At 73.0% G+C, this 20,211-nt stretch carries 8 protein-coding genes; all 8 read right to left on the bottom strand.

Annotated features, from left to right (window positions below):
* Window positions 1-21: 21 nt before the first annotated feature.
* Entirely contained in the window at window positions 22-888 is an 867-nt protein-coding gene (locus ACWC5C_RS15275) for an alpha/beta fold hydrolase (protein WP_450875861.1), read from the bottom strand.
* A 156-nt stretch (window positions 889-1,044) separates the two neighbouring features.
* Window positions 1,045-1,455 (bottom strand): acyl carrier protein, encoded by a 411-nt coding sequence (locus ACWC5C_RS15270; RefSeq protein WP_450875860.1) that lies wholly within the window; start codon window positions 1,453-1,455, stop codon window positions 1,045-1,047.
* Entirely contained in the window at window positions 1,452-5,360 is a 3,909-nt protein-coding gene (locus ACWC5C_RS15265; protein ID WP_450875859.1) for a type I polyketide synthase, read from the bottom strand. Before ACWC5C_RS15265 ends, ACWC5C_RS15270 begins: the two co-directional genes overlap by 4 nt.
* Window positions 5,357-6,787 carry an NAD(P)/FAD-dependent oxidoreductase gene (locus tag ACWC5C_RS15260; RefSeq protein ID WP_450875858.1) on the bottom strand — a complete coding sequence of 477 codons (1,431 nt, stop codon included), beginning with the start codon at window positions 6,785-6,787 and terminating at the stop codon, window positions 5,357-5,359. Before ACWC5C_RS15260 ends, ACWC5C_RS15265 begins: the two co-directional genes overlap by 4 nt.
* A gap of 25 nt (window positions 6,788-6,812) precedes the next feature.
* Window positions 6,813-7,310 carry a nuclear transport factor 2 family protein gene (locus ACWC5C_RS15255; RefSeq protein ID WP_385448519.1) on the bottom strand — a complete coding sequence of 166 codons (498 nt, stop codon included), beginning with the start codon at window positions 7,308-7,310 and terminating at the stop codon, window positions 6,813-6,815.
* The gene (locus tag ACWC5C_RS15250; protein ID WP_450875857.1) at window positions 7,307-7,744 is read right to left on the bottom strand and encodes a nuclear transport factor 2 family protein; all 438 of its coding nucleotides are present in this window, start codon (window positions 7,742-7,744) and stop codon (window positions 7,307-7,309) included. The genes ACWC5C_RS15255 and ACWC5C_RS15250 overlap by 4 nt, the downstream gene beginning before the upstream one ends.
* Complete coding sequence (locus tag ACWC5C_RS15245; protein WP_450875856.1) at window positions 7,737-13,544, bottom strand: SDR family NAD(P)-dependent oxidoreductase; 5,808 nt, start codon at window positions 13,542-13,544, stop codon at window positions 7,737-7,739. The genes ACWC5C_RS15250 and ACWC5C_RS15245 overlap by 8 nt, the downstream gene beginning before the upstream one ends.
* 58 nt (window positions 13,545-13,602) lie before the next feature.
* The gene (locus ACWC5C_RS15240; protein ID WP_450875855.1) at window positions 13,603-20,193 is read right to left on the bottom strand and encodes an SDR family NAD(P)-dependent oxidoreductase; all 6,591 of its coding nucleotides are present in this window, start codon (window positions 20,191-20,193) and stop codon (window positions 13,603-13,605) included.
* Window positions 20,194-20,211: the final 18 nt, after the last annotated feature.

Here is a 20,211-nt window from a genome sequence, read left to right as displayed (position 1 = left end):
GGGGTGCTTCGCGAGGCCGGGTCATCGAAGGTCAGGGGCCTGCCGGACGGTACGGGCCAGGTCGAGCAGATCCTCCGCCACCCGCCGGGGGTGCTGGGCGTGCAGATCGTGCTCCGAGTCCAGGTATTCGCGCATGGTCGCCCCGCGCAGCGTGGCCGTGGTGGCTTCGATGCGTGAGCGGATGCGGTCCGCCCACTGCCGGTCCGCGCCCTTGGGGATGGCGGGCATCAGCAGGGTGGGCACCGAGATGGCGGCGTACCAGGGGCTCGGCGGCTCGTCCCAGATGCTGCGCAGCATCGACGTGTGCTGTTCCAGGGACATGCGCCGGGACAGCGAACCGTCCGGGTTCTCCCGCATGGTGGCCACGGCCGCTTCGATCGCCGCCGGCGACCAGTCGGGATGGATGGCCCGGAAGTAGTCACTCACGCTCCGCACCGTGGCGCCGTCCAGCGCGGGCGGGCGCAGCGCGCCGCAGAACGCCTCCCACGACGGGAAGGCCTTGGCGGGTTCGAGCCAGCCGCCGTCGACCAGGGCCAGCCCCGCCACCAGCTCGGGATGCTCGGCGGTCAGCCGCACCGACACGTTGCCGCCGTACGAGTGCCCGGCCACCAGCACCTCGGACAGCCCGAGGGCGGCACAGGCCGCCACCAGGTCCGCCACGGCGGTCGGCGTGTCGTACCCCTTCTCCGGGGTGTCGGACTCGCCGTGGCCGCGCAGATCGGCCGCGTACACCGGGTGGCCCGCGGCGGCCAGCTGGTCGGCGACCTCGTCCCACATACGGGCGTTCGAGGCCATGCCATGCACCAGGAGGAATGCGGGGGATGCGGTTCCAGGCCGGTGTCGGAAATGTAATTTCACATCGTCGGTTACGGGCACGGAAAGATCCATGCGGAAATTCTAGCGGGGTCACCGTGGGTGGTTCGAGAACTGCGGTGGCGCAAGTGTCCGCGCATTAGCGGCACTTAAGGATTCTTTCGCGGATGCCAAGACGCCGGGCGGGAGAGGATGGCCCTCCCGCCCGGCGTCGGCGTATCGCGGCGCACGCTATGCCGTGGCGCCGTCCCCGCTGTTGACCGCCGCGTACGCCTCGGCGAGATAGTGGCCGAGCCGGGCGGGGGTGGGATATTCGAGAATGGCGACGAGGGGGATTTCCACGTCGGTCAGCGTCATCAGATTGCGGGTGAGTTCGAGTGCGGTCAGCGAGGTTAGTCCGTTTTCGAGGAAATTGCTGTCGTCCTCGATGGGGGTGGGGGAGAGGATGTCGGCGAGCTGTGTCCGTACGGTCTCCCGCAGGATGGCCTCGCGCTCTTCGGCCGTGGCGATGGCCAGCGCCTGGTGCAGGGCCGTGCCGTCGAGATGGGTCTCGCTCTGTTCCGTGGGCATCGCGGGTCCGTTCGGTTGAGGGTCGGAGGAATCGCCGGAGGCGCTGCCATTGACCGCGGTGAAGGTGTTCATCGTTTCTCCCGCCTGATGGGTGCTTGCTCGATGTCCGCGATGACGACGGACACCGCGTCCTCCACGACCGCCTGCCGCAGCAGGGCGGCCGCCGATCGTGGGGACAGTGCGGACGTTCCGGTGTGCCGTGGCCGCTCGACGGAGCCCCAGCACACCGAGGTCGCCGGGACGCCCCGCGCGCGGCACTCCTGCGCGAGCGCCTGCAGATAGGCGTGGACCGGGGCCTGGTTGCCCAGCCCCGGGCCGGGCAGCACGCCCACGGCCGAGGAACTGAGCACGAAAGCCGACAGGTCGCTCTTCAAGCTGAGTGCGCACAGGTTCCGCGCCCCCGCCACCACCGTCGGCCACGTGTCCTCGATCCGTGCCACGTCCAGCGGCCCGGCCTCCTGGGGCGGTGGCACCGCGAGATGCAGCACCGAGGTCAGCGGTGCGTCGGACGGAAGACCGGCCACGGCGGTGGCGAGCGCGTCCTGATCGGCCGGGTCGACGGTGGCGACGGACACCTGCGTGCCCGAAGCGGCCAGTTCGGCGAGCAGGTCGTCGCCCGGGGGCGTGGTGTCGAGGAGGAGCAGTCGGTCCGCGCCCGCCCCGGCCACCCACCGGGCGGTGTGCGCGCCCAGGGCGGTGGCCGCACCCGTGATCAGCACCGTGCCGCGCGCCGTCCAGGCCCCCGAAGTGGCTGGCCCGGGTGCGTCGCGTACCAGTCGTGGCGTAAAGCAGCAGTCGGCGCGTACGGCCACTTCGCCCTCGCCGTGGAGGCCCGCCAGCACACCCGCCAGCCGCCGTCCCGCCCGCGCGTCGAACCGGTCCGGCAGATCGACCGACCCGCCCCAGCACCGTGGGTGTTCCACCGCGAGGGCGCGGCCCAGACCCCAGAGCTGGGCCTGCTCCGGGCGGGTCACCGGGTCCCCGCGATCGACACCGACCGCCCCGCGCGTGGCCACCCACACCGGGGCCTCGATCCCGGCCCGCTCCACCGCCTCGACCAGCGAGATGGTGGAGGCGAGCGCCGGGCTTCGGCCGTCGTCGGCCGGAGGCCGCGTCTCGTCCAACGCCGACAGCGAGAGCACACCCGCGACGAACCGCCCGGCGGCGGCATCGGATATCCGTGCGGTGAGGACATCGCGGGCCGACGGGCCCTCCGGACCGAGTACGACGACCTCGGCGCCGTGCTCGCGCAGTGTGTCGGTGACGGCCTCGGCGTACGGACCGCCCCCCGACGCGACCAGCCAGGTGCCGGACAGCCCCGGCGCCACCACTTCGGCCATGGCCTGCCAGGCGATCCGGTGCCGCCACTGCCGCTGCCGCCGCCAGGCGGCCAGCGCGGGCAGGATCTCCGCCAGCAGGCCGTGCCGCTCCGCCGGAACGTCGAGGGTACGGGTGAGGGCCGCCACGTCCGTGTGCTCCACCGCGTCCCAGAACTCGGTGTCCACCCAGGTCTCGGTCACGGGTGCGGCACCGGCCCCGGGTTCGTTCTCCAGCCAGAACCGCTCCCGCTGGAAGGCGTACGTGGGCAGCGGGACGGTACGCGGTGGTGTGCTGCCGCCGCCGAGGAGGGCGGCCCAGCCGACCGTGGCGCCGGTGGTGTGCAGCCGCGCCAGAGCGTACGTCAGCTCGCGCACCTCGTCGTCGCCTGCGAAGGGCGACAGCACCAGCGGCGCCACCCCCTCCGGCAGGTCACGCCCGGGCCCCAGCTCCCAGACCACACCGGCGTCGCCCGGGTTCAGGGCCTCGGGACGTGGCCCGGCCGGGTCGCGGTCGCGCTCGCGGTCGTACCAGTAGCCGGGCGTGCTGATCCGCTCATCGACGGGCAGGCCGGTGCGGCCGTCGAGGAGCGGGACCGCTGGGCGGCGGGGGGACACCGCCCCGATGGCCCGGGGGAGCGCGCCGGGCCCGGCCGCGACGAGGCGGCAGGCGTCCGAGAGGTCGAGGACACCGGCCACCTGCGCGGCGGCGATCTCACCGACGGACACCCCGGCCACCGCGTCGGGCCGTACCCCGGCCGCGTCCAGCAGCCGGGCCAGCGCGATGTACAGCGCGAACAGCCCGGCCTCCGAGTCCGGTGGCGGACGTTCCCCCGCCATCCCCAGCAGCGCGCACACCTCGTCGAAGGCGGCGGCGAACACCGGGAACCGGTCGTACAGTTCGCGGCCCGCCGCCGGACACCGGCCGCCCTCGCCGTCGAAGACGAACACGGTCCTGATCGATGAGGCCGCAACCCCGCCACTACGCACCACACCCGGCCCGACCACGGCCGGATGCGGCTCACCGGCCGCCAGCGCCTCCAGACCGGCCCGTAGCCCGTCCGGCTCCTCGCAGACCACGACGGCCCGGTGGTCGAACACCGACCGTGTCGTGGCCAGCGACCACCCCACATCGCGGGGTGAAACACCCGGGCACGCGGCCACCTGGGCGGCCAGAGCCCGCGCCTGGCCCCGTAACGCCGCCGTACCGCGTGCGGACAGCACCCACGGCACCGCTCCGGCGGGCGGAACATCACCACCGGCGGAAACGACCGGGGGCGGCTGCTCCAGGATCAGATGGGCGTTGGTGCCGCTCGCGCTGAAGGAGGACACCCCGGCGCGCCGTGGACCCTCGTCGCGCACCGGCCACGGCGTCCGCTCGGTCAGCAGCCGCACCGCGCCCCTGCGCCAGTCCACCAGCCGGGTGGGCCGGTCGATGTGCAGGGAGCGCGGCAGCACCCCGCGCCGCATGGCCATCACCATCTTGACGACACCGGCCAGCCCGGCGGCGGACTGGGTGTGCCCGATGTTCGACTTCACCGACCCCAGCAGCAGGGGACGGTCGGCGGGACGCTCCTGACCGTAGGTGGCCAGCAGCGCCTGCACCTCGATGGAGTCGCCGAACGCGGTACCGGTGCCATGCGCCTCCACCGCGTCCACATCGGCCGCCGACAGCCCGGCGTTCGCCAGCGCGTCCCGGATCAGCTGCTGCTGGGCCGGGCCGTTCGGCGCGGCCATCCCCGTACTGGCACCGTCCTGGTTGATCGCCGAACCGCGCAGCACCGCCAGCACCTGGTGGCCGTGGCGCCGCGCGTCGGACAGCCGCTCCAGCAGCACCAGACCGGCGCCCTCCCCGTACACCATGCCGTCGGCCGCGTCCGCGAAGGACTTGCACCGCGCGTCGGTGGCCAACTGACTCTGCCCGGAGGGCACCTGGAACACGCTCGGGGTGTACATGAGGGCGGCGCCACCGGCCAGCGCCAGGTCACATTCCCGCTGGCGCAGCGAGTGCGCGGCCAGATGCATCGCCAGCAGCGACGACGAACACGCCGTGTCCAGCGTGACGGCCGCGCCCCGCAGCCCCAGGGTGAACGCGATCCGGCCCGACGCCACGCTTCCGGCGCTGCCGTTGCCCACATGACTCAGCAGATCCTCCGGGATCTCGCTCAGCCGCGCCGCGTAGTCGTGGTACATCACTCCCGTGTACACGCCCGTGGAACTGCCGCGCAGGGTCTGCGGATCGATGCCCGCGCTCTCCGTGGCCTCCCAGGCCAGCTCCAGCAGCATCCGCTGCTGCGGTTCGATGGCCGCGGCCTCACGGGGGCCGATGTCGAAGAACTCCGCGTCGAACGCGGCCGCGTCATAGATGAAGCCACCCGCGCGGACATACGAGGCGCCATGGCGGCCCGGACCGGAGTGGTGGAGCCGCTCCAGATCCCACCCGCGGTCGGTGGGCAGGCCGGAAACGGCGTCCCGTTCGCCGTCCACCAGGTCCCACAGCTGCTCCGGTGTGCGGACGCCACCGGGGAAGCGGCAGGCCATGCCGACGAGCGCGACCGGGTCCTCCCGCTCCGACCGCAGCTCCCGCAGCTGCCGCCGGGTCTCGTGCAGCTCGGCGGTGGTCCACTTGAGGTAGTCGACGAGCTTTTCCTCGTTCGTCATGACAGTCGCCCGGCCACCGTGCTGCGCGGATTCAGATCCACCAGGGCGAGTTCTTCGGGACGCAGCGGCGGCGCGGTGAGTTCCGGCAGCGGCCGGTCCTGCTGCATCAGCGACAGGAAGCGGCTGGACGCCAGCTCGGACTGCGGCGCGGTCAGGCTGATCACATCGGTCACCACGTCGCATACCGCGGAGGCGCGGATCGCCCGGTCGGAGATGAGGTCGGAGAAGCGCTGCCGCGCCACCACCCCACCGGTCAGCCGCGGATCCGTCACATCCGTACGGCAGTTGACGTATTCGACGTCCTTGGACGCGGCCATGATCCACGGGTCGTCCACCACGGCGCTGACCGCCTGCTGCACCCGCCGGGTCCGCGCCGGGTCGTATCCGGAACGCCCCAGCTCCGCGTCGAGCGCGGCGGCACTGCGCGCGGCGGCGCTCATCCCGTGGCCGTAGATCGGGTTGAACGCGGCCAGCGCGTCCCCGAGGACGAGCAGCCCCTCCGGCCAGGTGTCCAGCCGTTCCGGATACAGCCGGCGGTTGGCGCCGACGCGGGACACCGCCACCGACGTCAGCGGCTCGGCCAGGGTGATGAGGTCGGCGACGAGCGGATGGCGCAGCGTCTGCGCGTACGGCAGGAAGTCGTCGTCGTGCGTGGGCAGCCCGGCGCCACGGGTGCAGGACAGGGTCACCATCCAGGTGCCGTCCTCCTGCGGATAGACCACCCCGAAGCGGCCGGGCTCGCGCACCCGGTGGTCGGCGGCCACGTTGACGGCGGGGAATCCGGCGGTGGCCCCCGGCGGCGCCCGGAACACCCGGGTGGCGTACGCGATGCCCGCGTCGACGATGTCCTCCTCGACCGGGGGCAGTTCCAGCGACGACAGCCAGTGCCGCAGCCGGGAGCCGCGCCCCGAGGCGTCGACCACCAGGTCCGCTTCCAGGGTTTCGAGGGCCCCGGTGTCCATGTCCCGCACCCGCACCCCGGCGACCCGCCTGCCGTCTCCGGCCAGGTCGAGGATCTCGGCGCGCGACCGTACGGAGATCCGCCCGGCCGCCAGGATCTGGTCGCGCACGATCCAGTCCAGGAACGGCCGGGTGCACATGATGGCGTACTGCCGCGGGGGAAAGCGATGCTGCCAGCCGTGCGAGGTCAGCGTCACCAGGTCCTCGTGGAACCCGATCCGGCGGGCACCCGCGCCCAGCAGCCGGTCGATGGTGCCCGGCAGCAGTTCGTCGACGATACGGGCGCCACTCGACCACAGCACATGGACGTGGCGCGCCTGGGGCGAGCCCTTGCGGTGGCGGGGGCCGTCGGGCAGCACATCGCGCTCCACGACGGTGACGCTCTCCAGATGGCGGGCGAGCACATGCGCGGCCAACATCCCCGCCCAGCCGCCGCCCAGGACAATTCCGCGCTTCGGTTCGGTCATGGTTCTGCTTTCGTCCCTTCACCACTTACATCGGACTGGGGCTGCCCTTGGCCTGGACCATCCGAGCGAGGTTCTGGGTGACGGCCATGAAGTGCGCGACGCCGGTGAGTTCGGGGCCATCACCCACTTTGGTGTCCGTGATGCCCCAGAACGCCTGGGCGTGATGGACCAGACCGTCATCACCGAGTTCAATGACGCCGATGATGCTGAAGGTCAGTTTCGTGGGCGCGTAGACCGTGACCGTGGTCGGCACCGCCGCCCACCGGCCGTCCATCGAGGTGACCGGGCGGCCCGGCGTCTCGTGCACCCGGCATTCGATGGACCACGCGATGTGTTCGCGCAGCGCTTCCTTCCCGATCAGCGGCGGAGCGCCGACCGGGTCCTCGAAGACGATGTCATCCGAGAACAGGGCGAGTACGTCCTCCACATCACCGGCGTTCATGCGCCGGGCGTACTCCACCGCCATCTTCTTGAGGGTCGCCTCATCGGCCATGAACGCCTCCTGTGCCGTGGTGGTTGTCATTCCGGGATGCCAATGTCGGACCTCCCCCAGAACTTCTGCAGCTCCTGGATGAGGCCTCCGGCCCCCGCGCGCACCATCAGCACGTAATCCCAGGTGATACGCGCGTTTTCGGGGGCGTCGGGCGCCGTCAGCCATCCCCGGTCGGCGAACCCGGGACCCTTCGGGAGGTAGCCCATGGTGGCGGTGACGGGCACCAGCACCCGCGTACCGTCCTGCCCCGCGACGGGCTCCCCGGGGACCTCGGCGATACCCGCCGCGGCCAGCTCCTCGAAGTGCGCCCGCAGCGCGTCCCGTCCGCTCTGCTGGCCCGAGCCGACCGGGTCCTCGAAGGTGACGTCGTCCGCGTACAGCTCCAGAAGGCCGTCCACGTCCGCGGCGTTCAGCCGACGGCTGTGCTCGAGGATGAGCTTCTTCCTGCTTCGTTCGTCAATCAACGTGTGCTCCCATGTGCTCTCCGTCGCTGTCCCCGCGGCCAAGGTCCCGGTCGATGAACCGGAAGATCTCGTCGGTGCTGGCGTCCTGGATGCGGCCGGTCATCGCCGCGCCGTTCTCCGCCACGCCGTCCTGGGCCGCGCCGCCCTCCGCCGGGGCCGGGCCGCCGTGTGGGGCGTCGTGTGGGGCGCTGTGCAGGGCGTCCAGCTTCGACAGCGTGCTCCGCAGGCGCCCGCGGAGCGCGTCCCAAGCGGCCTCGTCCCGGCCGACGCTGAGCAGCGTGCCCTCCAGCCGCTCCAGCTCGCCCAGCACCGGGGCGAGCGGGTCCACGTCCCCGGGCGCCAGCTCGGTGTGCAGATGCGCGGCGAGGGCGGCCGGGTTGGGCTGGTCGAAGATGAGAGTGGTGGCCAGCCGCAGTCCGGTGACGGCCGTCAGCCTGTTGCGCAGCTCGATCGCGGTCAGCGAGTCGAACCCCAGGTCCAGGAAGCCCCGTCCGGCCGGGATCCGGCCGGTGTCGGAGTGGCCGAGCGCCGCCGCCGCGTGCGTGAGCACCAGGTCGAGCAGTACCCGGTGCTGCTCGTCCCGGGGCAGCGCCGCGAGGTGTCCGGCCCAGTCGGCGTGCGCCCGGCCGGTGGCGGCGGTGCGCCGGACCGGACCGCCACCGGTGAGCGCCCGCAGCGGGGAGGGCAGGGTGAGCGCGGGCTGCCCGGTCAGCGCCCGTACGTCCAGATCGATGGCGACGAGATGCGGCGCCCCGTGCCGTACGGCGGCGTCCAGCAGCCCCAGCGCCCGTTCACCGGACAGCGCCCCGATACCCGAGCGGGCCATCCGGGCCCGGTCCGCCTCGTCCAGGTGTCCGGTCATGCCACTGGCGTCGGCCCACAGGCCCCAGGCCACCGACACTCCCGGCAGACCGAGGGCGCGGCGGTGGGCGGCCAGGGCATCGCAGAACGCGTTCGACGCGGCGTAGTTGGACTGCCCCGACGAACCCAGGACGGCCGCCGTCGAGGAGAACATCACGAACAGGGCCAGCGGCAGATCCGCCGTCGCCGTGTGCAGCTGCGCCGCGGCCGTGGCCTTCGGCTCCCACACCCGGGCCAGCCGCTCCGGAGTCTGCGAGGTGAGGACGGCGTCGTCCAGCACACCGGCGGCGTGGACGACACCGGTCAGCGGGTGCGCCGGATCGACCCCGGCGACCAGGCCCGCCACCTCCGCCGGGTCGGTGACATCGGCGGCTACGGTCTGGACTTGGGCGCCCAACTCACCTAGTCGCTCGGCCAGTTCAGGTGCACCGGGAGCGTGCGGGCCGCGTCGGCTGACGAGCAGCAGATGCTTGACACCCCAGGCGCGCACCAGGTGTTCGGCGACCAGGCCGCCCAGCGTGCCCGTACCGCCGGTGATCAGCACGGTGCCGTCCGGGTCGAGGACATCGCCGCCCTCCAGGGCGTCCGCAGGGAACGTGCCGCCGACACCGGCGCGCCCCAGCCGGGGCACCAGGACGCGCCCCGACCGCACCGCCACCTGCGGTTCGTGCAGATCCACCGCCCGGACGACCGCCTCTGCGGCGATGCCGCTGTCGGTACCGGTACCGGGATCGAGGTCGAGGTCGAGGTCGAGGTCGAGGTCGAGCAGGACGAACCGTTCGGGGTTCTCCGACTGGGCGCTGCGGATCAGCCCCCACGCCCCGGCCCCGACCGGATCCACCGTGTTCTCAGCGGCATCGGGCATCGCCACCGCGCCGCGTGTGACGACCACCAGCCGGGCATCGCCCAGCGCGGCCCGCCCCAGCCACCCCTGCACCGTCCCCAGCAGCTCATCCGCCGCCCGCAAGCCCTCGCGGGCGTCGATGACATCCGGTCCGGACGCGTGGCAGGGCGTCAGAACGATCGAGGGAGCGGGCGCACCCGCGTCGATCGCCGCGAGCAGCGCCTCCAGATCCGGGTAGCGCACGACATCCGGACCCGGGCCGCCCGCCGCCACCGAGGCCGCCAGGCCGAGCGGATCGTCGCCCAGCACCACCCATCCGCCATCACCCACCACCGACTCCGCCGAGGGTGCGGTGGCAGGCACGGGCAGCGGCGTCCAGCCCAGCGTGAACAGCCCGTCCACCCCACGTCCGGCCGAGGTCTCCCGCAACCCGTCGGCCCCGGCCGGGCGGGTGACCAGCGAGTCCACCGTCAGCACCGGTGCACCCACCGCGTCGGCCACCGTCAACCGCAGCGCCTGCCGCGCTTCGTCATGAGCCAGCCGGACCCGCACACTGGTCGCCCCGGAGGCCCACAGGGACACGCCCTTCCACGCGAACGGCAACCGCACCCGGTCGTCGTCCTCCTGCCCCTCCGGCCGCTCCATGAGCAGCGACGGTTGCAGCGCCGCGTCCAGCAGCGCCGGGTGGATCCCGAACCCGCTACGGTCCCCTGCGGCCTCGGGCAGGACCACCTCGGCGAGGACGTCCGAGCCATGCCGCCACGCGGCGGTCAGCCCCTGGAATGCCGGTCCGTACCCGTAACCGGCCGCCCTCACCTGCTCGTAGAACCCGTCGATGTCCAGCGGTTCCGCGCCCGCCGGAGGCCATACGCCACCCAGCCCTGCCGCTTGGTCAGGGGTGGCGGCGGGCGGGGCCAGCACACCCGTCGCGTGGCACACCCACTCCGCGAGACCACCCGCGTCCTCGGGGCAGGTGTACGCGGCCACCTCACGCCGCCCGTCCTCCGCCGCGGCGCCCACCACCACCTGGACGCGCAACCCGCCGGACGCGGGCAGCACCAGCGGCCGCTGCAGCGCCAGTTCCTCCACACCGCCGCAGCCCACCTCGTCGGCCGCCCGCAGCGCCCACTCCACCAGCACCGCACCCGGCGCCAGTACCGCACCCGCCACCACATGCTCACCGACCCACGGGTGGCTCCGCGCCGACAGCCGCCCGGTCAGCAGACGCGTGGTGCCATCGGCCACCTCCACGGCCGCGCCCAGCAGCGGATGGCCCGCGGCCACCAGCCCGAGACCGGCCGGATCGCCACCGGGCCCGGACTCGCCGTCGATCCAGTAGCGCTCGCGCTGGAAGGCGTACGTCGGCAGCTCCACGACGCGTGGCGCCGGGTCGGCCGGGAACCAGCGGGACCAGTCCACCTCGACCCCCGCCGTGAAGGCCTGGGCGATGGCGCGGACCAGCTGGGCACGGCCGCCGTGGTCGCGGCGCAGGGTGGGCACCGTGATGGCCCCGACGCCCGCTTCCTCGAAGGACTCCTGCAGGCCGACGGTGAGGACGGGGTGGGTGCTGGCCTCGATGAACACGCGGTGGCCGTCGTCCAGCAAGGCCCGTACGGCATCGGCGAACCGGACCCGCTCGCGCAGGTTCGTCACCCAGTACGCGGTGTCCAAAGCGCTCGTCTCGATGCGGCCACCGGTGACCGCCGAGTAGAACGCCACCCTGGACCGCACCGGCTTGATGCCCGCCAGGACGTCGTTCAGCTCATCGGTGATCTCGTCCACCTGGGGGCCGTGTGAGGCGTAGTCCACGTCGATCAGCCGGGCCCGGTTGCCTGCCTCCTGGCATGTCGCCACGGCGTGGGCGACCTGCTCGGGGGGTCCGGAGACGACGACGGATCCGGGTCCGTTGACGGCGGCCACGCCGACGCCTTCGGCGCGCTCGCCCAGGCCGGTGAGGAAGTGTTCGGCGTGGTCTTGGCTCATGGCGAGGGAGGCCATCGCGCCGCCGCCCGCGAGTTTGCGCAGTGCGCGGCTGCGCTGGGCCACGATCCTGGCGCCTTCGTCCAGTGACAGGGCACCGGCCACCACGGCGGCGGCGATTTCGCCCTGGCTATGGCCGACCACGGCCGCCGGGACCACGCCATAGTCGCTCCACACGGCGGCCAGCGACACCATGACGGCCCACAGGACAGGCTGTACGACGTCGACGCGGCCGAGGTCGGCGGTGTCAGGAGCGCCGCGCAGCACGTCGGTGAGGGACCAGTCCACGTAGGGGGCGAGGGCCTGTTCGCACTCGGCCACGCGGGCGGCGAACACTGGGGAGTCGTCCAGCAGTGCGGCGCCCATTCCGGCCCACTGCGAACCCTGCCCCGGGAACACCAGCACCGGGCCCGCCCCCGACACGGCGGTGGCCGCCGCGCTGCCGGGCTCGACCACTCCGGGATGGGTGTCACCGGCTGCCAGGGCCGTGAGCCCGGCCATCAGCTGGTCGCGGTTCTCGCCCACGACCACCGCGCGGTGGTCGAACACCGACCGGGTGCGGATCAGCGACCAGCCCACCTCGGCAGCCGTTACGTCCGCGTCGGCGGCCACGTGCTCGGCCAGCGCCCGCGCCTGGCCCCGTAACGCCGCGTCGTTGTGCCCCGACTCCACCCACGGCACCACGCCGACGTCACCGGTGTCCGGCTGCCCGACCGCCTGGTCCGCCTCCTGCGGCGCTTCTTCCAGGATCAGATGGGCGTTGGTGCCGCTGATCCCGAAGGAGGACACCCCCGCGCGGCGTGGGCGGTCGTCCGCCACCCAGGTGACCTGCTCGGTCAGCAGCCGCACCTCACCGGCGGTCCAGTCCACATGCGGGGTCGGCGCGTCGATGTGCAGCGACGCGGGCAGCAGCTCATGTCGCATCGCCATCACCATCTTGATGACACTGGCCACCCCGGCGGCGGCCTGCGTGTGCCCGAGGTTCGACTTGACCGAGCCGAGCCACAGCGGCCGCCCGTCCGCCCGGTCCTGTCCGTACGTGGCCAGCAGCGCCTGGGCCTCGATCGGGTCGCCGAGCGTCGTACCGGTGCCATGTGCCTCCACCGCGTCCACCTCGCGGGGCGCCAGCCGGGCGTTGGCGAGCGCCTGCCGGATCACCCGCTGCTGCGACGGCCCGTTCGGCGCGGTCAGCCCATTGCTCGCGCCGTCCTGGTTGACCGCCGAGCCCCGTACGAGCGCCAGCACCCGGTGGCCGTTGCGCCGCGCGTCCGACAGCCGCTCCAGCAGCACCAGTCCGACACCCTCGGAGAAGCCGGTGCCGTCCGCAGCCGCCGCGAACGCCTTGCACCGCCCGTCCGGCGACAGCGCACGCTGACGGGAGAACTCGGTGAAGCCGCCCGGCGTCGCCATCACCGTCACCCCGCCCGCCAGCGCGAGGGTGCATTCGCCCTGCCGCAGCGCCTGCGCCGCCATATGCGTCGCCACCAGTGACGACGAACACGCGGTGTCCACCGTCACCGCCGGTCCCTCCAGACCGAAGGAGTACGACACCCGCCCCGACACCACACTGCCGAGGTTCCCGGTGGCGACATAGCCCGCCGCGTCGCTGGTCGTCTGGCCGATGAGCGACAGATAGTGGTACGAGTCCACCCCCGCGAACACCCCGGTGTCGCTCCCGCTCAGCGCGTCGCGCCCCAGACCGGCGCGCTCGAACGCCTCCCACGCCGTCTCCAGCAGCAACCGCTGCTGTGGGTCCATCGCCGCGGCCTCGCGCGGGCTGATCCCGAAGAAGTCGGCGTCGAAATCGGCCACATCGCGGAGGAAACCGCCCTCGCGGGCGCTGCTCGTCCCGGCGCGCTCGGGGTCCGGGTCGTAGAGGCCGTCCAGATCCCAGCCGCGGTCCTCGGGAAAGGAGGAGATGACGTCCGTACCCTCGCTCACCACCCGCCACAGATCCTCCGGGGACGCCACGTCGCCGGGGAAGTGGCAGGCCATCCCGATGATGGCGATGGGCTCCCGGGCCCGCTCGTCGGCCTCGCGCAACTGCCTTTTGGCCAGGCGGAGATCGGCCGTCGCCCGCTTCAGATAGCTGCGGAGCTTCTCGTCGTCCGTCATGTCACATCAACCCGATCGTCACGGCCGTCTGGATTCATCGGAGGGTGGGAGAGGGAGGTCAGTGGAGACCGTCGTCCACGGGGGCGTTCAGCTCGCTGTCGAGCACCTGGAACAACTCCTCGTCGGTGGCCGACTCCAGATCGCCCTCGTCGGTCTCCTCCTCGGCATCGCCGTCCACCCTGCGCAGCAACTCCCGCAGCCGCTCCGCGATCCGCGCCCGCTGCTCCCGGTCGTCCGCCACCGCGCCCAGGGCCGCGCCGATGGCGTCCAGATCCGCGAGGAGGGAGCCGCCCCGGGCCGTCCCGGCCGGGATCAGCAGCTCGTCCAGGAGCCGGACGACCGAGGTGGGCGTGGGGTGGTCGAAGACCAGAGTGGCGGGCAGCCTCAGCCCGGTGGCGGCGCTCAGGCGGTTCCGCAGCTCGACGGCGGTGAGGGAGTCGAAGCCGAGTTCCCGGAAGTTCTGCGCGGGATGGATGGCCTCCGCCGCGTCGTGGCCCAGCACGGTCGCGGTATGCCCGCGCACCAGTTTGAGGAGCGCCTGCTGCCGATCCTCCGCCGAGAGCGCCGCGAGCGACTGCGCCGGGTCCGTGGCGGACACCCCGGCCGCTGTGGCGGCCGCCTGCGGAGCGCCGCCGCGCACAAGGGTGCGGAAGAGGGCCGGGGGTTCGGTGTCCCGGGCCTGACGGCGCATGGCGGCCAGGTCCAGGCGGATGGGCGCCAGCGTGGGCAGCCCGCTGGCGAGCGCGATGTCGAGCAGCGCGAGGCCCTGCTCGGTCTCCAGCCCCACCATGCCCGCCCGCGCCAGCCGGGCCCGGTCGGCGTCGGTCATGTCCCCGGTCATCCCGGTCGCCTGCTCCCAGTAGCCCCAGGCCAGGGAGGTGGCGGGCAGGCCCTGGGCGTGGCGGTGCTGGGCCAGGGCGTCCAGGAAGGCGTTGGCGGCCGCGTAGTTGCCCTGCCCTGCCGCGCCGAGCAACCCGGCGGCGGCGGAGAACAGCACGAACACCGCCGGAGCCATCTCACGGGTCAGCTCGTGCAGATTCCACGCCGCGTCCGCCTTCGCCCGCAGGACATCGTCCACCTGAGCGGGGGTCAGTGCCTCGACCGTGGCATCGCGCAGCAACCCGGCGGCATGGACCACCGCCGTGAGCCGATGACGCTCGGGAAGGGATGCCAGCAGCTTGGCGAGGGCCGCCCGGTCCGCGGTGTCACACCCGGCGACGGTGACCTGCGCGCCCAGGTCGGCCAGTTCGGCCGCCAGTTCGGGCGCGCCCGGTGCGTCCAGCCCCCGGCGGCTGACCAGCAGCAGCCTCCGTACGCCGTGGCGGGCCACCAGATGGCGGGCGGTGGCGGCCCCCAGGGTGCCGGTGCCACCAGTGATCAGGACGGTGCCCTCCGGGTCGAGGGCCTGGGGAATCGACAGGACGATCTTGCCGATGTGGCGTGCCTGGCTGAAGTGGCGGAACGCCTCGGGAGCCCGGCGGATGTCCCACACCGTGGTCGGCAGAGGGTGCAGTGTGCCGTCCTCGAACAGCACCGACAGATCGGCCAGCATCTGCTGGATACGGTCCGGACCGGCACCGCTGACGAGGTCGAACGCACGGTAGCGGACCCCGGCGTACTCGGCGCCGACCTGGTCGGGATCACGGAGGTCGGTCCTGGCCATGTCGATGAAGCGACCGCCGGGCGCCAGCAGCCGCAGCGACGCGTCCACGAAGTCACCCGCCAGCGCATTGAGCACCACATCGACGGCCCCGGCGGCCTCGCGGACACAGTCCTCGAAGTCGAGCGCGCGGGAGGAGGCGATGTGGCGGTCGTCGAAGCCACGGGCCCGCAGCGCGTGCCACTTGCCGGGGCTCGCGGTGGCGTACACCTCGGCCCCCCAGTGCCGGGCCAGCTGCACGGCCGCCAGACCGACCCCGCCGGTGGCCGCGTGCAGCAGCAGCTTCTCGCCCGAGCGCAGCCCCGCGAGATCGGCCAGCCCGTAGTACGCGGTGAGAAAGGCCGACGGGATGGTCGCCGCCTGCGCGTACGACCAGCCGTCCGGCATCCGGGTGATGAGCCGACTGTCGGTGATGACCAGCGGTCCGGTGCCGTTGAACAGGCCCATGACCCGGTTGCCCACGGCGAACCGGCCGGTGTCCGGGCCCACTTCGACCACCACGCCCGCGCCGTCGCCACCGAGCGGCCGGGGGTCCTCCACCATGCCCAGCGCCACCACGACGTCATGGAAGTTCACCCCGCCCGCGTGCAGCGCCACCCGCACCTCGCCGGGGCCCAGCGGGCGCGTGTTGTCCGGGCAGTCGACCAGGGCGAGATGGTCCAGGCTGCCGTGCCCGGTGAGCCCCAGCCGCCACGCCGCCGGGCCGTCAGGCGGGGTGAGCCGCTTGGCGGCGTCGTCATGGACGAGCCGGGCCACGTACGCCTGGCCACCGCGCAGCGCGATCTGCGGCTCGCCCGAGGCGACCGCGCCCGCCACTGTCTGCGGCGACAGGTCGTGCTCGTCCAGGTCGAGCAGCAGCAGACGGCCGGGGTTCTCCGACTGGGCGCTGCGCACCAGACCCCAGGCGGCGGAAGCGGGCAGGTCGTGGATGTCGTCCTGGCCGTGGGTGGCCACCGCGCGCCGGGTGACGACGGCCAGCCGGGAGCCGGTGAACTCGGGTGCGGCGAGGAAGCCTTGGAGCAGCGCGAGCACGTCTGTGGCGATGCGATGCGTGTGCTCGACCGGGTCGGCGTCCGGGTCGGCGGCCGGGGGAGTGGCGACGGTGGCGAACACGACGTCGGGGGCCGGTGTCCCCTCCGCCGTGGCCGCCCGGATGGCGTCGAGTCCGGGATGACGGGCGGCATCGGGCAGGGCGGCGGCCAGCGGCTCCGCGCCGGATCCGAGGACGGCCGTACGAAGCACCGGCCCGCCCTCGGGCAGGGGCGCCGGTGCCCAGCCGAGCTGGAACAGCGCGTTGCGGCTCGCGGCCCGGGCGCGGCCGAGCTGCCCGTCCTCCGGTGCGGGCCGCAGGATCAGGTCGTCCACGGTCACCACCGGTGTGCCGACCGGGTCGCAGACCCGCAGCGCGAGCCGGTCCGCCGCGGTCGGGGTGATGCGTACGCGCAGGGCGTCGGCACCGGTGGCGCACAGCCGCAGACCGCTCCAGGCGAAGGGGAGGAGGACCTGCCGCGCCTCCTCGGAATCGGGGGCGACGTCCAGGGCGCGGGCGTGGAGGGCGGCGTCGAGCAGGGCCGGGTGGATGCCGTACCCGGTGGCGGAGGCACGGTCGCCCTCGGGCAGCGCCACCTCGGCGTACAGGTGTTCGTCCAGCCGCCACGCGGCTGTGAGCCCCTGGAACGACGGGCCGTAGGCATAGCCGTGGTCGGCGAGCCCGGTGTAGAAGTCCTCCACGGGCAGCGGTGTGGCCCCCGGTGGCGGCCACGCACCGTCGAGCGGCACGACGGGTGCGGTCGCGGGCGAGGGGGCGAGCACACCGGTCGCGTGCCGTGTCCACGCTGCCGTGTCGCCGCTCTCGGCGGCGGGACGGGAATGGATGGTGAGAGGGCGCTCGCCACTGTCGCCGGGGATGCCGATGGCCACTTGGACGTCGACCGCCTCGCCGTCCGGGACGACGAGCGGCGCGGCCAGGGTCAGCTCGGACACGTGGTCGCAGCCGGTCCGGGCGGCGGCGTGCACGGCGAGTTCGGCGAAGGCGGTGCCGGGCAGCAGCACGGTGTCCAGCACCCGGTGGTCGTTCAGCCAGGGGTGGGTCTGCGGGGACAGCCGCCCGGTCAGCAGCTGGGTGCCGCCCTCGGCCACTTCCACGGCTGCGCCGAGCAGCGGATGCCCGGCGGGCACCAGCCCGAGTTCGGCCGGATCGCCACTGGGCCCGCCCCGGCGGTCGAGCCAGTACCGGTCGCGCTGGAAGGCGTACGTCGGCAGGTCGACGACGCGCGGGGCCGGATCGCCGGGGAACCGCCGGGACCAGTCCACCTCGACCCCCGCCGTGAAGGCCTGGGCGATGGCGCGGACCAGCTGGGCACGGCCGCCGTGGTCGCGGCGCAGGGTGGGCACGGTGACGGCCTGGACTCCGGCCTCCTCGAAGGTCTCCTGCAAGCCGACGGTGAGGACGGGGTGGGTGCTGGCCTCGATGAACACGCGGTGGCCGTCGTCCAGCAGGGCCCGTACGGCATCGGCGAACCGCACCCGCTCGCGCAGATTCGTCACCCAGTACGCGGTGTCCAGACGGCTCGTGTCGATCCGGCCGCCGGTGACGGTGGAGTAGAACGCCACCTCCGCCTGGGCCGGTTCGATCCCGGCCAGGAGGTCGGTCAGCTCGTCGGTGATCTCGTCCACTTGGGGGCCGTGTGAGGCGTAGTCCACGTCGATCAGCCGGGCCCGGCTGCCTGCCTCCTGGCATGCCGCCACGGTGTGGGTGACCTGCTCGGGGGGCCCGGACACGACCACGGATCCCGGCCCATTGACTGCTGCCACGCCGACGCCTTCGGCGCGCTCGCCCAGGCCGGTGAGGAAGTGTTCGGCGTGGTCTTGGCTCATGGCGAGGGAGGCCATCGCGCCGCCGCCCGCGAGTTTGCGCAGTGCGCGGCTGCGCAGGGCTACGATCCGGGCGCCTTCGTCCAGTGACAGGGCACCGGCCACCACGGCGGCGGCGATTTCGCCCTGGCTGTGGCCGACCACGGCGGCCGGGACCACGCCGTGGTCGTCCCAGACGGCCGCGAGGGAGACCATGACGGCCCACAGGACAGGCTGTACGACATCGACGCGGCCGAGGTCGGCGGTGTCAGGAGCGCCGCGCAGCACGTCGGTGAGTGACCAGTCCACGTAGGGGGCGAGGGCCTGTTCGCACTCGGCCACGCGGGCGGCGAACATTGGGGAGTCGTCCAGCAGTGCGGCGCCCATTCCGGCCCACTGCGAACCCTGCCCCGGGAACACCAGCACCGGGCCCGCCCCCGACACGGCGGTGGCCGCCGCGCTGCCGGGCTCGACCACTCCGGGATGAGTGTCACCGGCTGTCAGGGCCGTGAGCCCGGCCATCAGCTGGTCGCGGTTCTCGCCCACGACCACCGCGCGGTGGTCGAACACCGACCGGGTGCGGATCAGCGACCAGCCCACCTCGGCAGCCGTTACGTCCTCGTCGGCGGCCACCCGCTCGGCCAGCGCCCGCGCCTGACCCCGTAACGCCTGATCGTTGCGCGCCGACACCACCCACGGCACCACACCGATATCGTCGGGATGCGGTCGCGCGGCGGTGTGTTCCGCCTCCTCGGGGGCCTGCTCAAGGATCAGATGGGCGTTCGTCCCCGAGATGCCGAACGCGGACACCCCGGCCCTGCGCGGCCGTTCCCCCCGTGGCCACCGGACCGGTTCGGTCAGCAGCCGTACGCCCCCCGAGGCCCAGTCCGCATGGGGGGTCGGCTCATCGATGTGCAGCGAGGCGGGCAGCAGTTCATGGCGCATCGCCATCACCATCTTGATGACACTGGCCGTACCTGCGGCGGCCTGGGTGTGGCCCAGGTTCGACTTGATGGAACCCAGCCACAGCGGCCGGTCCTCCGCCCTCCCTCGCCCGTACGTGGCCAGCAGCGCCTGGGCCTCGATCGGGTCGCCGAGCGTCGTACCGGTGCCGTGGCCTTCCACCGCGTCCACCTCGGCGGTGGACAGATGGGCGTTGGCGAGCGCCTGCCGGATCACTCGCTGCTGCGACGGCCCGTTCGGCGCGGTCAGCCCATTGCTCGCGCCATCCTGGTTGACCGCCGAACCACGGATCACCGCCAGCACCCGGTGGTTGCGACGCCGCGCCTCACCCAGGCGCTCCAGTACGACGAGCCCGGCACCCTCGCCCCAGCCGGTGCCATCGGCCGCGGCGGCGAAGGGCTTGCAGCGGCCGTCGGGGGCCATGCCACGCTGGCGGGAGAACTCGATGAATGCCCCCGGAGTGGCCATCACCGCCACGCCACCCGCCAGCGCCGCATCGCATTCGCCCTGGCGCAGCGACTGACAGGCCAGATGGATGGCCACCAGCGACGACGAACACGCCGTGTCCACCGTGACCGCGGGCCCTTCCAGACCCAGGGAGTAGGCCACCCGGCCCGACACCACACTGCCGAGGTTGCCCGCCCCGACGTAGCCCTCGACCTCGCTGGTGATGTTCCCGATGACCGACAGATAGTCGTGGGAACCGATCCCGGCGAACACACCGGTGTTGCTGCCGCTCAAGGTGTCGCGACGGAACCCTGCCCGTTCGAACGCCTCCCACGCCGTTTCGAGGAGCAGCCGCTGCTGGGGGTCCATCGCGACGGCCTCACGCGGGCTGATGTCGAAGAACGCCGCGTCGAACTCGGTCGCGTCGTAACAGAATCCGCCCTGGTCCACATAGGACGTGCCGTAGTGCTCGGGATCCGGATCGAAGAGTTCGCCGAGCCCCCAGCCCCGGTCGGTCGGAAACCCGGAAATGGCGTCATCGCCCTGCTCCACCAGCTGCCAAAGGTCCTCCGGTGACCGCACCCCGCCCGGGAATCGGCACGCCATTCCCACGATGGCGATCGGCTCCGGCTCGGCGGAATCGACCTCGCGCAGACGCTGGCGGGTCTGGCGCAATTCGGCCGTGACCCACTTGAGGTGATCGAGAAGCTTCTCTTCGTTGGACATCTAGCGCAAGCTCCTTGG

The organism is Streptomyces sp. NPDC001700 (assembly GCF_053596435.1).
The sequence above is the reverse complement of the archived record's forward strand: the minus strand, read 5'-3'. Positions and strand labels throughout refer to the sequence as shown.

Coding starts and splice junctions, on each gene's coding strand:
- ACWC5C_RS15275 (WP_450875861.1), bottom strand. CDS start 888: ATGGATCTTTCCGTGCCCGTAACCGACGATGTGAAATTACATTTCCGA.
- ACWC5C_RS15265 (WP_450875859.1), bottom strand. CDS start 5,360: ATGACGAACGAGGAAAAGCTCGTCGACTACCTCAAGTGGACCACCGCC.
- ACWC5C_RS15260 (WP_450875858.1), bottom strand. CDS start 6,787: ATGACCGAACCGAAGCGCGGAATTGTCCTGGGCGGCGGCTGGGCGGGG.
- ACWC5C_RS15240 (WP_450875855.1), bottom strand. CDS start 20,193: ATGTCCAACGAAGAGAAGCTTCTCGATCACCTCAAGTGGGTCACGGCC.
- ACWC5C_RS15245 (WP_450875856.1), bottom strand. CDS start 13,544: ATGACGGACGACGAGAAGCTCCGCAGCTATCTGAAGCGGGCGACGGCC.
- ACWC5C_RS15270 (WP_450875860.1), bottom strand. CDS start 1,455: ATGAACACCTTCACCGCGGTCAATGGCAGCGCCTCCGGCGATTCCTCC.
- ACWC5C_RS15255 (WP_385448519.1), bottom strand. CDS start 7,310: ATGACAACCACCACGGCACAGGAGGCGTTCATGGCCGATGAGGCGACC.